Genomic DNA, 14,444 nt, shown 5'->3' with positions numbered 1-14,444 from the left:
TCCGAAGTGCGGGAATGCTTCCCGGTATAACCGGAAGACCCAAGGCTGGTTTAAATGCATAAAATGTGGATACCAATCTGATGCGGACAGGGTGGGGGCAATAAACATAGCCGCGAGAGCGCTCGATGCTCTCGGGGCATGACCCCGGGAGAAAGGGGAGGGTGACACCCCTTAAGGCCAAGGTGATGAACCGGGTAGACCGGGGAGTGCTGGCTAACCTGCGGTGTGTACCGCCGTCCCACGCTGGGATGCCCCCTAATTCATTAGGGGGAGGATGTCACACCCAGTAAAAAAACGATAAAGGATCTGTGTGATTTTTTAGGAATACCTCCAGAAAAAACCATAAAAACATTGATATATAAAGCATATACTGAAAAAGAAAAAAATTATTTCGCTGTGTTAGTCCCAGGCTCCAGGAATATAGATGAAAGGAAGTTAAAATCGGTATTAAATGGAAAAGAGGTAGAACTTGCAGGTATAGAGGAGGTAGAGAGATTGACGGGAGCACCCCACGGCTTTGCAGGTCCCGTCGATTTAAAGGGGTTGAAGATAATAGCCGATATAGAGGTCGCGAAAATGAGGAATGTTGTAACGGGAGCAAATGAAAGGGATTATCATTTGATTAATGTGAACCCCGGCCGCGACTTTTATATAGATATACTTGCCGATGTAAAGGAAACGCAAGAAGGGGATAGCTGTCCATTATGCGGAAATAAATTGAATATAAGTGAAGGCATTAAAATAGCAGAGTGGGAGAAGTTTTGTTATAAGAATATGGAAGCAGAAAGCGGAACTATCTATTTTGATAATGTGATATTGGCACTTGCTGAGCAAAATTGTGACGAAAAAGGACTGAAATGGCCGTCGACTATTGCTCCATACAAAATTGTTGTAATACCAATTAATGTAAAGGATGAGAAACTCGTAAACCATGCTTTTTCATTATATACCAAACTAAATAAAATAATTCCGACAGTCATAGACGATAGAATTCAAAGTCCGGGAGTGAAATTTAAAGATGCAGAACTTTTGGGTTTTCCCATCTTTATAATCTTAGGCTCAAAATCATTCGAAAAAGGCTCTGCGGAAATTAAAATAAGGGAAACGGATGAAAAATTAGAAATCGATATCGATAAAGTAATTGAAAAAGTGTGTGAGCTGCTGTGTTGAATTTTAAAAGTAACTGTGATACATTTTTCTTGCTGGAAACATTTTAAGATAAGAAAGGAAGATTTTAATGCCTGTAGCGGCAGTTATCCCCGCTTATAATGAAGAAAAGACGGTAGGAAACATACTCCAACTTTTAAAATCAATAAGCCTTATTGATGAAATTATTCTTGTCAGCGATGGTTCCACTGACAATACAGCATATATCGGCAGAAGTTATGATGTTAGTGTAATAGAGCTTCCACAAAATCGGGGGAAAGTCGGTGCTGTAATGTGCGGGGTTAAAAGTACTAACGCAAATGTCATATTGCTTTTAGATGCCGATTTGGTCGGTTTAAAAAAGGAGCACGTCTACGACCTTTTACTGCCCGTTTTAAAAGGCGAATCAGACATGACTATAGGAGTTTTCAAAAACGGCAGAGGAGCCACCGACCTTGCTCAAAAGATTGCCCCGTTTTTATCGGGTCAGCGCGCTCTCCAAAGATGGGTTTTTGATAAATTGAAGGATTATAATGTAAAGGACTATGGCCTTGAAATGGCCCTTACCATTATAGCTAAAAAAGAAAATTTAAGGGTTAAGACAGTTGTTCTCAACGAACTAACCCATGTGATGAAGGAAGAAAAGAGGGGTTTTATCATAGGTGTTGCTTCCCGAATAAAAATGTATTGGGATATTCTGACTTGTATGCTTAAATTAAAATTAGAGGTGTTTTAAGTGGAAATGTCCCAAGCAGATATCCTGTTTAGACTTTTCCTGTCGGTTTTATTGGGAGGCATCATTGGAATAGAAAGGGAAAGCGTGAATAGGCCTGCAGGTTTCAGAACTCATGTACTGGTTTGTACAGGATCGACGCTGACAATGTTAGTTTCCATATATATGTTTGAAAAATACCGCGTCCTTACTACAATGGACCCGGCTCGAATTGCGGCCCAAGTGGTAAGCGGTATTGGTTTTTTGGGTGCAGGCACCATAATTAGAGAAGGGCCAACCGTAAAAGGTTTGACTACCGCTGCAAGCTTGTGGACGGTAGGTTCTATCGGTCTTGCGATTGGAAGCGGATTTTATGTAGCTGCCGTAGTTGCCACTTTATTTACCTTTTTAACTTTGATATCCTTGTCCAGGCTCGAAAATTTAATAATTGGGAGGAAACTTTTGCACTCTATATGCTTAATCGTAGATGATAAGCCGGGCCAGATAGGCAAGATTGGCACTGTTTTGGGCGAAATGGGAGTGAGTATTAGAAAAATACGAATTGAAAATGCCGAACAAGAGGATTCAAGAGTAGCGATATCTCTTTTAATCCGTTTACCATCGAACGTTAAGCTGGATGAAGTAATTTCTCGGTTTTCTCAAATAGAGGGCGTATATAGTATAGAAACATAACTGGGGGATACATATGATAAAAATGAACGCCGTCCTTGATACGAGCAAGTTCAGCCATGAAGAAAGGCTACTACTAGACAATGTTTTCATCAAAAAAGTGACCGTTAATGCCGCCAAAAGAAAGATAAAAATCGAATTGGCAACCGATCAAAAACTGTCGGAAGAAATGATCTTGAAAATCCAAAACGGATTAAAAGAAAATCTGAAAGGTTGTCTGGATGTTTCCTTACATTTTGTAGAAAAGAATCTCTGGGTCGAAAAAAAGCCAAGTGAAATAGTTAAGGAAAAGTGGAATGAATGTTTGAAAAGTCTTTTTAAAAAAATCCCCTCAGCTAGATTGTGGATGTTTAATAGCACATGCGAGTACGACAAAAGTACTCTATTTGTTTATATAGAAAAAAACGGAATCGAATATTTGCAAAAGAAACGGTGCGGTAAGTTTATAGAAGAATTTTTTAAAAATCTAGAAGTTAGATTGAAAGTCGTATTTAAAGAGAAAGAACAAACGGAATATTATGACATATCTGAGGAAGAAAGACAACTTGTAGAAGCTATATTGAAAACTACAACCGAAAAATCTGATGATAGGCCGAATGAAGAAGTTTCAAATAACGTAATTTTAGGCAAGGATGTGGAAGGCGAGCCGGTTCCTTTAAAGGATATAACAGACGAAATTAACGAAGTAATCGTATGCGGAGAGGTATTCAAGCTAGAATCCAGAGAAATTAAAAACGGCTCTAAAATGATTACTTTCGGGCTTACCGATGGTTCAAGTTCTTTGCCGGTAAAAATATTTTCATCTTCCGAAAATTATAGCAAGCTAGAAACAATCGAAGAAGGAATCTGGGTAAAGATAAGAGGGAAAATTGAAAAAAATTCTTACTCAGGAGAATTAGAATTAAAACCCAAAGACATCAAAATTATCCCCAAACCCATTAGAACGGACAATTGTGAAAAAAAGAGGGTTGAATTGCATCTACACACCAAATATAGCGCCATGGATGCGGTTTGTTCGCCCAAAGAAGTTATTGAGTTGTGCAAGAATTGGGGACATAAAGCGGTGGCTTTTACAGACCACGGTGTCGTCCAGTCCTTTCCTGAGGTTTACGAAGCTGCCCAAAAAGCAGGTATTAAACCAATCTATGGTCTGGAGGCTTACATATTTGATGACGAATTTCCTGTAATAGTCGAACCACCTGAAGGATTCATCGACGACTTTGTATACGTAGTCACCGATATAGAAACGACAGGTTTATCCATGGATTTGGACGAAATAATAGAGATCGGTTCGGTCAAAATCTATCGTGGGGAAATAATAGATAGATTCCATTCCTTTGTAAATCCCCGAAAACCCATTTCCCCACAAATAACAAATTTAACCGGTATCCGCAACGACATGGTAGAGCAGGCACCGTTTATAGAGGAGGTCCTTTCAAATTTCCTGAAGTTTGTGGGAGAAGGTATATTTGTAGCTCATAATGCTGAATTTGACTCGGGTTTTATTAGAAGGGACTGCGAAAGGTACGGCATGAAATTTAACAATAAAGTGATAGATACTTTAAATCTTTCGGCCATTGTTTTTCCAGAACTTAAAAACCACCGCTTAGAGACAATTGCTAAAAAGTTCAATGTAAATATGGGAAAACATCACCGAGCAGACGATGATGCCAATACGGCGGCAATGGTACTCATTGAGTTATTTAAATTGCTTAAAGAAAAGGGGATAGACGACCTTTCCAAAATAAATTATGTGGGAAAGAAAGCTGCTCAACACCTAAATTCTTACCATGCTACCATTTTGGTAAAAAATCAAAAAGGACTGAAAAATCTTTATAAATTAGTTTCAGCCTCTCATCTAGAGTATTTCTATCGCCATCCCCGAATTCCCAAAAGTCTTCTAAGGAAACACAGAGAAGGATTAATTATAGGGTCGGGATGCGAGGCCGGAGAATTATTCCAAAGTTTAATTTACCATCATTCGGAAGATGATATTAGGCGCATTGTGAGCTTTTACGATTTCTTAGAAATACAACCTTTGCAAAACAATAAATTTTTAATTGAAAAAGGCATTTTAGCCAATGAAAAAAGCCTTGAAGAGTTAAACAAAAAAATTTATTCTTTAGGCAAAAAATACAACAAACCCGTCGTAGCTACCGGCGACGTGCACTTTTTAAACCCCCAAGATGAGATTTTCAGAAAAATTTTGCTTACAATTCAGGGATATAAGGACAGCGATATCAATTCAGGCCTTTACCTAAAAACGACGGAGGAGATGCTCCGCGACCATGAATACCTAGGTAAAGACGCGGCAATAGAAGTGGTAATCGAAAATCCAAACAGAATTGCGGATGAGATAGAAGATGAAATAAAACCGGTTCCCGATGAACTTTATCCTCCCAAAATAGAAGGGGCCGATGAAGAAATTATAAACATGACCTATAAACGAGCCAAGGAGTTATACGGGGAAGATCTCCCTGAAATAGTTAAAAAGAGAATAGAACGGGAATTAAACTCGATAGTGAATAACGGGTATTCGGTTATATACTTGATTGCTCACAAGCTTGTGAAAAAATCTCTTGACGACGGTTATCTAGTGGGGTCCAGGGGTTCAGTGGGCTCATCGCTTGTTGCGACAATGTGTGGAATTACCGAAGTCAACCCGTTACCTCCCCACTATTTATGTCCAAGGTGCAAAAAATCTATTTTCCCAGAAAACGTCGAGGGAATTGTGGGACCAGACCTCCCCAACAAAAATTGCCCCGACTGCGGAACTCCCATGAAAAAAGACGGGTATAACATACCCTTTGAAGTTTTTATGGATTTTGAAGGGGACAAAGTACCTGACATAGACCTGAATTTTTCCGGTGAATATCAGCCTACTGCCCATAAATATACCGAAGAATTATTCGGAAAAGACAACGTATTCCGTGCCGGTACCATTTCAACAATAGCGGAAAAGACCGCCTACGGTTTCGTTAAGGCTTTTCTAGAAGAGAAAAATTTGAGCGCCTCTGAATACGAGATTAGTCGTCTGGCCGCCGGTATAACCGGAGTCAAACGAACTACGGGGCAGCACCCGGGAGGTCTAATGATTCTTCCGAAGGATAAGGAAATATACGAATTCACACCAATCCAATATCCCGCCGATGACAAAGAGTCAGGAGTTATCACTACGCACTTTGACTATCATTCGATAAGTGAACGGCTGCTTAAACTAGATCTGTTAGGTCACGACGATCCCACCGTTATCAAAATGTTAGAAGAAGAAACGGGCGTTAATGCAAAGAAAATCCCTTTAGATGACAAAGAAACTATGAAAATTTTCTCCTCCGTCGAACCCCTGGGAGTAACCCCTGAAGATATAGGGACGACCGTGGGAACGTTAGGCGTTCCCGAATTCGGTACAAAATTTGTAAGGCAGATGCTGGAAGAAACTCGTCCCACGACGTTTTCAGAGCTTGTAAGGATAAGCGGCCTTTCCCATGGCACAGACGTTTGGCTTAACAACGCCCAAGACCTCATAAGAAATAAGGTGGCGACTCTTAAAGAGGTTATAGCAACCCGCGATGACATTATGATTCATTTGTTGGAAAAAGGTGTTGAACCCAAAATTGCGTTTAATATAATGGAGAAAGTTAGAAAAGGCAAGGGATTGAGTCCTGAAGATGAAGAGGTTTTAAAGAAAAATAACGTAGAACAGTGGTTTATAGAATCCTGCAAGAAGATAAAATACATGTTTCCCAAGGCCCATGCAGTTGCCTACGTAATTATGGCTTTCAGAATCGCTTATTTCAAAGTTCACTACCCGGAGGCATTTTATGCGACTTACTTTACCGTAAGAGCCGATGACTTCGATGCCGAACTCATACTGCAAGGGCCTAAAAAGATAAAAGAAGTAATAGAGGAAATTAATAAAAAAGAAAAAAATGCTACCCCGAAAGAAAAAAATTTGCTCACCATTTTAGAAGTAGCAAATGAAATGTACATGAGAGGCATTCAATTTTTACCTATAGACCTTTATAAATCGCATTATAAGAAATTTATCATTACTAAAGACGGGATTTTACCTCCGCTTAATGCCTTGCCAGGGTTAGGTCTCGCCGCGGCACAAAGCATTTACAATGAACGGCAAAAAGGAAAATTTACATCAATCGAAGATCTCAGAATACGGACAAGAGTAACCAAAAATGTAATAGAAATTCTCCGGCAAAACGGCGTCCTCAATGGTTTGCAAGAAACAAACCAGATTAGTCTATTTTGAAGCACAATTGTTTTCTTGATATTGTAATAAAAACTAATATGTGTTATAATAAGTAAAGATAATCATTTGAATTCATTAAGCTTAGGAAGCGTAAGAGTGGGTTTAATCCCACTCTTTCATATTAGTAATCGCTTTCTCTATAAACTATTTTTTAAAAGGGTGAAGGGAATGCAAAAAAATAAAATTTTAAAAAAGGTAAGCGAAATTGGAGAACGGGTTGTAAACTCCAAGGGATTCGAGATGGTGGACGTAGAATTTGTCCAAGAAAGTGGGTCCTGGTATTTGAGGTATTACATCGATAAACCCGGAGGGATAACCTTGGATGATTGCCAGGAAGTGAGCGAAGAAATAAGCAGGTTGTTGGATATAGAAGATCCGATTCCTCACAGTTATATATTGGAAGTTTCATCGCCCGGCATAGAGAGGAAGCTAAAAAAAGAGAAAGATTTCATAAAGTACATCGGCTCGGAAGTAGAAATAAGAACTTTTGAACCTATTAACGGAAAAAAAGTCTTAACAGGAACTTTGAGCGATTACAATAATGGAATGGTAATATTAAAAACAAATTCAACCGTTATAAATATTCCTTTTGAAAAAATATCTTCTGCTAAACTGAAATACAAATTCAATTTTGACGAATAGGAGAGGTAAAAATGAATATCGAATTTATCGAAGCTTTAGATCAAATAGAGAAAGAAAAAGGTATTTCCAAAGAGATACTTTTGGAAGCCATTGAAGCTGCTTTAGTTTCCGCCTACAAGAAAAATTACGGTACGGCACAAAACGTAAAAATTAATATAGACAGGGCAACGGGAGAAGTTAAAGTTTTTTCTCAAAAAACGGTTAAGGAAGAAGTGAAAGACCCGCTTTTAGAAATTAGCCTGGTCGAAGCCAAAAAAATTAATCCCTTAGTTAAAATAGGTGATATAATCTCTATAGAGGTAACACCTCAGAAATTCGGGCGAATAGCAGCTCAAACCGCAAAACAAGTAGTAATGCAGCGTATTAAAGAAGCAGAGAGGAACATTATCTACGAAGAATTTGCCGGAAGAGAAACGGATCTTGTAACGGGAACAATTCAGCGTTTCGATAAAAAGAATGTGATTATCGATCTAGGAAAAACCGAAGTTATTTTGCCACCAAACGAACAGATACCAACAGAAACCTATACCCCTGGAGATAGAATAAAAGTATACATCCTTGAAGTTAGGAAAACAACCAAAGGACCAGTCATTGTAGTGTCCAGGTCCCATCCGGGATTGGTAAAAAGATTATTCGAATTGGAAGTACCTGAAATATACGAAGGAATTGTGGAAATAAAGAGCATTGCGAGGGAAGCAGGTTCTAGAACTAAGGTAGCTGTTCACTCAAGAGACGAAAACGTAGATCCGGTGGGGGCCTGCGTTGGACCGAAAGGCGCTCGTGTTCAAGCCGTGGTGGAAGAATTAAAGGGAGAAAAGATTGATATCATAAAATGGAGCAAAAATGCGGCTGAATATATTTCAAACGCCCTAAGTCCTGCAAAGGTCCTCAGCGTAGAAGTTGAGGAAGATAGTAAAATAGCACGGGTATTGGTGCCTGAACACCAGCTTTCCCTTGCTATAGGCAAGGAAGGACAAAACGCAAGACTTGCGGCAAAACTTACAGGTTGGAAGATAGATATAAAGAGTCCCAAAAATGATTAAAGAGGGGATGAAAATGAGCCCTAAAAAAATACCCATGAGGATGTGCTTGGGTTGCAAACAGATGAAACCTAAAAAAGAATTAATCCGCATCGTAAGGACGCCGGAAGGTTCAATTGAGCTGGATCTTACAGGAAAGCGTTCGGGTAGAGGAGCTTATTTCTGCAAAGACGTTAAATGTCTGGAAAAGGCACTAAAAGAAGATAGGCTATCCAAAGCATTAGACCATGAAGTGAGCAAGGAAACAATAGAAAAGCTAAAGGAGGATTTAATAAAAAGTGAGGCCCTTTGATATTCCGCCATTGCTTGGAATTGCCCGTAAGGCAGGCAAGGTTATAGCGGGTCAGGAAGCGGTGGAAAGGGCCGTTCTGTCGAAAAAAGTTTGCTTGGTTATAATATCCGAAGATGCATCCTTCAATACAAAAGATAAGTTTATAAGTATTTGTAAATCGAGGGGAATAAATTGCATAATCTACGGTACATCCGACGTGTTGGGAAAATCTATCGGAAAGGAAGCCAGAAAAATTATCGGTATTACCGATAAAAATTTTTCGAAAGAGATACTGAGGCGTTTAGGCGCAACAAAAACGACGGAGGTGGGGAATATTGTCGAAAGTTAGAGTATACGAACTTGCTAAAAAGCTAGGGATATCTAGCAAAAAATTGATTTCCATACTGGAAGAGTTGGACGTCGATATAAGAAATCACATGAGCAGCCTTGAAGACGATATGGCTCAACTTATAATGGACTTGGTCTCGGAAGAAAAAGGCAGTAAAAAAACAAAAAATGAGACCCCAAAAACCCCGGAACCGCCCAAGAACACAGAAGAAGTAAGCACAAAACCAAAAATTCAAAAGGTTGTTCTCCCGTCCAAAATCAGCATCAAAGATTTAGGCAGTCGAATAAACATCGAGCCGGTCAAGTTGATAAAAAAATTAATGGATTTTGGACTAATGGTAAATATTAATGCCGAAATAGATTTCGAATCGGCCAAGAAACTAATAAAAGAATTTGGATATGAAGCCGAGGAAGAAAGAGAAGATGAACTTGCCGAACTAGAGAAGGAAGAGGAGACGCGGCCAGAAGAACTAAAACCGAGACCTCCGGTTGTAACCGTCATGGGACATGTAGATCACGGCAAAACGACGCTTTTGGATGCAATAAGAGAAACGAATGTCGCCGCATCTGAAGCAGGAGGTATTACACAGCACATAGGAGCTTCGCAGGTAGAAAAAGATGGTAAAACAATAGTATTCATTGACACACCGGGGCATGAGGCTTTCACCGCTTTAAGGGCCCGCGGAGCAAAAGTGACAGATATAGTAGTTTTGGTAGTCGCCGCCGACGACGGAGTTATGCCTCAAACCGTAGAAGCTATCAATCACGCCAAAGCAGCAGGAGTGCCTATAATTGTGGCGATAAACAAAATAGATAAACCGGGCGCCAATCCTGAAAGGGTAAAACAACAGTTATCGGAATACGGTCTAATACCCGAAGAATGGGGCGGGGACACCATATTTGTCAACGTTTCTGCTAAAAATCGCATAGGAATTGATACTTTATTGGAAATGATACTTTTGGTTGCTGAAATGGCCGAACTCAAGGCTGATTACAACGCAAGGGCTTCCGGAGTAATAATTGAAGCCAAATTAGACAAAGGTAGGGGTCCCGTGGCCACGGTATTAGTGCAAAAAGGCACTTTAAAGGTCGGCGATGCAATAGTAGCTGGACCGGCTTATGGAAAAGTACGGGCGATGAGAGATTCTCGGGGCAGGATGGTAAAATCGGCGACTCCTTCTATTCCAGTGGAGGTCATGGGGTTTTCTGAAGTTCCCAGTGCTGGCGATGTTATAAGAGTGGTATCCAGCGAGAAAGAGGCAAGGGAGATTGCGGAAAAATACCATGAAATCCATAAAGAAAAAGAAAATATAACTACTCCTAAAGTTTCATTAGATAGAATTTTTGACAGGATAAAACAGGGAGAAATAAAAGAACTCAATTGCATTATAAAAGCCGACGTTCAAGGTTCGTTAGAAGCTTTAAAACTTGCATTAGAAAAATGTTCGACGGATCAGGTGCAAGTAAAAATTATTCATGGAGCGGTAGGAGCGATAAACGAAAGCGACATATTGCTCGCGTCTGCTTCTAATGCCATAGTAATAGGTTTTAACGTAAGGCCCGATTCAAATGCTAAAAAATTAGCTGAACAAGAGAAGGTCGACATTAGAACTTACAGGGTAATTTATGATGCCGTAGATGACATTAAAGCTGCCATGAAAGGAATGTTAGAGCCGGAGTTCAAAGAAGTCGTATTAGGAAGAGCTGAGGTAAGGGCACTGTTTAAAGTTCCGAACGTGGGTACTGTTGCTGGGTGTTACGTTACCGAAGGAAAGATAACGAGGAATTCCTTCATCAGAGTAATCAGGCAAGGGGTAGTAATATATGAAGGGAAAATACTTTCTTTAAAAAGATTCAAAGATGATGTGCGTGAAGTAATGAGCGGCTTTGAATGCGGTATAGCTATTGAGAAATTCAACGACCTCAAAGAAGGAGATATACTGGAGGCATTTGTAAATAAACAAGTGGAACAATAACGAAAACCGGGGAGGCATTGAGGTGGAATTTTCTAGAACTGAGAGGGTATCTGTAGAAATCCAAAAAGCGGTAAGTGAGATTATCAACAACGAACTTAAAGATCCCCGCATTCAAGGTCTGATATCCGTAACGAAAGTAGAGGTATCCAAGGATTTACGGTACGCAAAGATTTTTCTAAGCATATATGGAGACGAGGAAACGAAACATAATGTCCTTGAAGCGTTAAACCACGCGGAAGGTTTTATAAAGCGGGAATTGGCAAATCGTGTAAGACTTAAATTTATGCCAAAATTGAATTTTAAACTGGACGAATCAATAGAGTACAGCATTCATATTTCAAAATTGTTGAAGGATATGAATAATGATAACGGAGATGAGTATTAGAAAATGGATTTTCCTAGACTTGCGGATGTAATCTTTAAACATAACTCTTTTATTGTAACATCGCATATCGCACCCGACGGCGATGCTGTGGGTTCGGTTTTAGCCTTAACTACAGTCTTGGAAAAATTAGGTAAAAATGTGGTGCCTATCATCAACGATGTTGTTCCCGCAAAATATAATTTTCTACCACATTCTGAAAAACTAAGACCATATATCCCGGAAAAAGATCGTGCTGAAGTCATGATATGTTTGGACTCGGGCGATGTGGAGAGATTAGATTTTAAAAAAGACCTTAGATCGATCTGTGAGCTTATAGTTAATTTGGACCACCATAAAAGCAATTCATTATATGGAGATATAAATATTATAGACGACAAATCGTCCGCTGTAGGCGAAATGGTATATTATTTGGTGAAGACTCTCAACGTGCCAATCGATATCGATATAGCCACGTGCATCTACACTGCAATTATTACAGACACCGGCTCCATAAAATATTCCAATACTACCCCATCGTGTCTGAAGATATTGTCAGAAATGGTGGAAATCGGAGTGCGACCGGATTTCATTAGTAGAGAAGTCTTTGAAAAGAAAAGCTACGCATCGATTTTGCTGTTAAAAGAAGTATTAGGTACCTTAAAACTTTCCGAAGGCGGCAAAATAGCATACATGGAGCTAACAAGAGATATGTTAAAAAAAGTAGGGGCCAAAGAAGAAGATGCGGATGGTTTTATCAATTTCGCAAGAGAAATAGAAAGCGTAGAAGTTGCAGTCCTTTTTAGAGAACAGGACAATTTAAAAGTAAAAGTCGGATTGAGATCTAATGTGTGGGTGGATGTGAGCAAAATAGCGGAGGAATTTGGAGGGGGCGGCCATGCACGAGCCGCCGGCTGTACTCTTGAAGGCCCCTTGGAAAAAGCAAAGAACGTTTTTTTGTCTGCTTTAAAAGAATATATGCAAACATCGAAGAGGGATCGCGGTGAACGGAGTAATTAACTGTTTAAAACCACCTGGAATGACTTCTCATGATGTCGTGGATTTTTTAAGAAAACAACTGGGTATAAAAAAAGTTGGACACGGTGGTACGTTAGATCCCGGTGCAGCCGGTGTTCTGCCGATTTTTGTTGGAAAGGCCACAAAAGCGGTAGAGTTTTTTGAAGCCAGCGAGAAAGAATACGTCGCAGAAATGACGCTGGGCGTCACGACCGACACGGGTGACAACCTGGGCAAAGTTCTAGAAACTAAAGATTGTAACGCAGAATCGGCATCGATAATCGAAGTTTTTAATAAATTTGTTGGAAAAATACAGCAAATACCTCCTATGTATTCGGCGGTGCGGCACAAGGGAAAAAAACTATATGAGCTTGCTCGCCAAGGGATTATTGTCGAAAGAAAACCACGCACAGTAGAAATTTATTCCGTAGAGCTCATTAAATATGAAAAACCACGGGTTTTATTCAGAGTAAGCTGCTCCCGAGGCACTTATATTAGGACGCTTTGTGAAGATATCGGACGAGCATTGGGTTGCGGCGCTCATTTATCTTGCCTTATAAGAACCAAGCTGGGGCCTTTTAAAATATCTCAATCTATAACTTTAGAAGATATAAAAGCTTCTGTATCATCGGGAAAATCGCAAGAAATCCTTACGTCTTTAGACAAAATTCTTTCCACTTTCATGTCCTCCGTTATTATTCAACTAAGAAACGAAAAATCTTTTTTCAAAGGCGCCGAATTTCCTATAGAAAACATATCAACCGAACCGGATAATGAAAATCAGTATGCGGTAATTTACGATCAAAAAAAGCAATTTCTCGGTGTAGGAAAAATATTTCATCGAGGGCCAAATATCCTAGTTAAGGTAGAAAAGTCTTTTTTATGAGGTTGAGAATGATGAAAGTATACAGTAATTTTGATGCTTTAGAAGTAAAGACTCCAACTGCTTGCGGAATGGGGAATTTCGACGGCGTTCATTTGGGTCATCAAAGATTAATACATGAACTAGTAACAAGAGCCGATAAAGAAGGCCTCGAATCATTCGTTGTCACTTTTGAACCCCACCCTTTAAAAATATTATCCCCTAAAGATGCTCCACCGTTAATAACCTCTCTCGAGCAAAAAAAGAAACTTATCGAAAGCTATGGAGTAAAAAATCTCTTGCTCATACCTTTTACTAAAAAGTTCTCGCAAATGTCCTACGAGGAGTTTATAAACCGCATCTTAATTGAAAAATTAAATGCAAAACTCATAGTTGTGGGTTATAACTTTCAGTTTGGTAGCGGCGGAAAGGGCACGGCAGAAAACCTGAAATCTATAGGATTACAAAAAGGCTTTGAAACTTTAATTGTCCCTCCGGTCACTGTCAACGGAAGAATCGTTAGCAGCACTCTAATTAGAAATATGATTGAAAGCGGCAAAATGAAAGAAGCAAAAACGTTGCTCGGCCGGCCTTTTAGTATTCGAGGAAAAGTAGTAAAGGGGGAAGCTATAGGGAGAAAACTAGGCTTCCCGACCGCAAATGTATTCCTTTCACCTCAAATAATCAAACCGGCTTTCGGAGTTTACGCGGTTTTGGTGTCGCGAGATGGTGCAATTTATCGCGGAGTGGCCAATATAGGGCAAAAACCTACTTTTAGGAACAAAGCCGGTGCCTGTAACATAACTCTAGAAGTTCATATTTTCGATTTTGATGAGCAAATCTACGGCGAAGAAATCGAAGTATATTTCATCGAAAGAATAAGGGAAGAAAAGGCTTTCCAGGATGTAGAAAGCCTTGCACTTCAGGTAAAAATGGATATTGTGAAAGCCCGGTCTATATTAGATCTTTTACAAAAATCCCGCCAGAATGCCCCCGATTTTAATCGGGGGATGAATGGCGGCTTGCAATTTTTCTCCGGTTATGCTAAAATTTAAGCGAACCGGAGGAGATACTATATGCAGACAGTAACCGTCAAGGTAAAACTCTTATCCCCA

The 14,444-nt window shown here is 39.7% G+C and carries 15 protein-coding genes; all 15 read left to right on the top strand.

Annotated elements, in window-relative coordinates:
• Positions 1–142, top strand: a 142-nt coding sequence (locus AN618_RS13990) for a zinc ribbon domain-containing protein (protein WP_157081658.1), incomplete at its 5' end; no start/stop codon positions are given.
• A gap of 19 nt (positions 143–161) precedes the next feature.
• Positions 162–290 carry a hypothetical protein gene (locus AN618_RS13875; RefSeq protein WP_281176817.1) on the top strand — a complete coding sequence of 43 codons (129 nt, stop codon included), beginning with the start codon at positions 162–164 and terminating at the stop codon, positions 288–290.
• A gap of 7 nt (positions 291–297) precedes the next feature.
• Positions 298–1,170 carry a YbaK/EbsC family protein gene (locus AN618_RS07010; protein WP_342670475.1) on the top strand — a complete coding sequence of 291 codons (873 nt, stop codon included), beginning with the start codon at positions 298–300 and terminating at the stop codon, positions 1,168–1,170.
• Positions 1,171–1,237: 67 nt separating this feature from the next.
• Complete coding sequence (locus AN618_RS07005) at positions 1,238–1,882, top strand: glycosyltransferase family 2 protein (protein ID WP_066353461.1); 645 nt, start codon at positions 1,238–1,240, stop codon at positions 1,880–1,882.
• A 6-nt stretch (positions 1,883–1,888) separates the two neighbouring features.
• Positions 1,889–2,551, top strand: a complete 663-nt coding sequence (locus AN618_RS07000) for an MgtC/SapB family protein (RefSeq protein WP_066353475.1) — start codon at positions 1,889–1,891, stop codon at positions 2,549–2,551.
• A 13-nt stretch (positions 2,552–2,564) separates the two neighbouring features.
• On the top strand, positions 2,565–6,812 hold the full coding sequence (locus AN618_RS06995; RefSeq protein WP_083515100.1) for a PolC-type DNA polymerase III: 4,248 nt from the start codon (positions 2,565–2,567) through the stop codon (positions 6,810–6,812).
• Between the two features lie 168 nt (positions 6,813–6,980).
• Positions 6,981–7,454, top strand: a complete 474-nt coding sequence (locus AN618_RS06990; RefSeq protein WP_066353459.1) for a ribosome maturation factor RimP — start codon at positions 6,981–6,983, stop codon at positions 7,452–7,454.
• Between the two features lie 11 nt (positions 7,455–7,465).
• Positions 7,466–8,497, top strand: coding sequence for a transcription termination factor NusA (gene nusA, locus AN618_RS06985; RefSeq protein WP_066353458.1), 1,032 nt, complete (start codon positions 7,466–7,468; stop codon positions 8,495–8,497).
• A gap of 13 nt (positions 8,498–8,510) precedes the next feature.
• Positions 8,511–8,786 (top strand): RNase P modulator RnpM, encoded by a 276-nt coding sequence (gene rnpM / locus AN618_RS06980; protein WP_066353470.1) that lies wholly within the window; start codon positions 8,511–8,513, stop codon positions 8,784–8,786.
• Entirely contained in the window at positions 8,773–9,114 is a 342-nt protein-coding gene (locus AN618_RS06975) for a L7Ae/L30e/S12e/Gadd45 family ribosomal protein (RefSeq protein WP_222926384.1), read from the top strand. Before rnpM ends, AN618_RS06975 begins: the two co-directional genes overlap by 14 nt.
• On the top strand, positions 9,101–11,089 hold the full coding sequence (gene infB / locus AN618_RS06970) for a translation initiation factor IF-2 (protein WP_066353457.1): 1,989 nt from the start codon (positions 9,101–9,103) through the stop codon (positions 11,087–11,089). Before AN618_RS06975 ends, infB begins: the two co-directional genes overlap by 14 nt.
• A gap of 22 nt (positions 11,090–11,111) precedes the next feature.
• Positions 11,112–11,474, top strand: coding sequence for a 30S ribosome-binding factor RbfA (rbfA, locus tag AN618_RS06965; protein ID WP_066353454.1), 363 nt, complete (start codon positions 11,112–11,114; stop codon positions 11,472–11,474).
• A gap of 3 nt (positions 11,475–11,477) precedes the next feature.
• Positions 11,478–12,470 carry a DHH family phosphoesterase gene (locus tag AN618_RS06960; RefSeq protein WP_066353453.1) on the top strand — a complete coding sequence of 331 codons (993 nt, stop codon included), beginning with the start codon at positions 11,478–11,480 and terminating at the stop codon, positions 12,468–12,470.
• On the top strand, positions 12,454–13,353 hold the full coding sequence (gene truB, locus AN618_RS06955; RefSeq protein WP_066353452.1) for a tRNA pseudouridine(55) synthase TruB: 900 nt from the start codon (positions 12,454–12,456) through the stop codon (positions 13,351–13,353). The genes AN618_RS06960 and truB overlap by 17 nt, the downstream gene beginning before the upstream one ends.
• Positions 13,354–13,364: 11 nt before the next feature.
• Positions 13,365–14,384 (top strand): bifunctional riboflavin kinase/FAD synthetase, encoded by a 1,020-nt coding sequence (locus tag AN618_RS06950; protein ID WP_187694894.1) that lies wholly within the window; start codon positions 13,365–13,367, stop codon positions 14,382–14,384.
• The last annotated feature ends 60 nt before the right edge of the window (positions 14,385–14,444 follow it).

Origin of the sequence: Fervidicola ferrireducens (assembly GCF_001562425.1) — a bacterium.
Lineage (GTDB): Bacteria > Bacillota > Thermosediminibacteria > Thermosediminibacterales > Thermosediminibacteraceae > Fervidicola > Fervidicola ferrireducens.
This window is presented reverse-complemented; position numbering and strand designations above follow the sequence as displayed.

Coding starts and splice junctions, on each gene's coding strand:
- AN618_RS06995 (WP_083515100.1), top strand. CDS start 2,565: ATGATAAAAATGAACGCCGTCCTTGATACGAGCAAGTTCAGCCATGAA.
- AN618_RS07000 (WP_066353475.1), top strand. CDS start 1,889: ATGTCCCAAGCAGATATCCTGTTTAGACTTTTCCTGTCGGTTTTATTG.
- AN618_RS06990 (WP_066353459.1), top strand. CDS start 6,981: ATGCAAAAAAATAAAATTTTAAAAAAGGTAAGCGAAATTGGAGAACGG.
- nusA (WP_066353458.1), top strand. CDS start 7,466: ATGAATATCGAATTTATCGAAGCTTTAGATCAAATAGAGAAAGAAAAA.
- AN618_RS06960 (WP_066353453.1), top strand. CDS start 11,478: ATGGATTTTCCTAGACTTGCGGATGTAATCTTTAAACATAACTCTTTT.
- AN618_RS06950 (WP_187694894.1), top strand. CDS start 13,365: ATGAAAGTATACAGTAATTTTGATGCTTTAGAAGTAAAGACTCCAACT.
- AN618_RS07005 (WP_066353461.1), top strand. CDS start 1,238: ATGCCTGTAGCGGCAGTTATCCCCGCTTATAATGAAGAAAAGACGGTA.
- rnpM (WP_066353470.1), top strand. CDS start 8,511: ATGAGCCCTAAAAAAATACCCATGAGGATGTGCTTGGGTTGCAAACAG.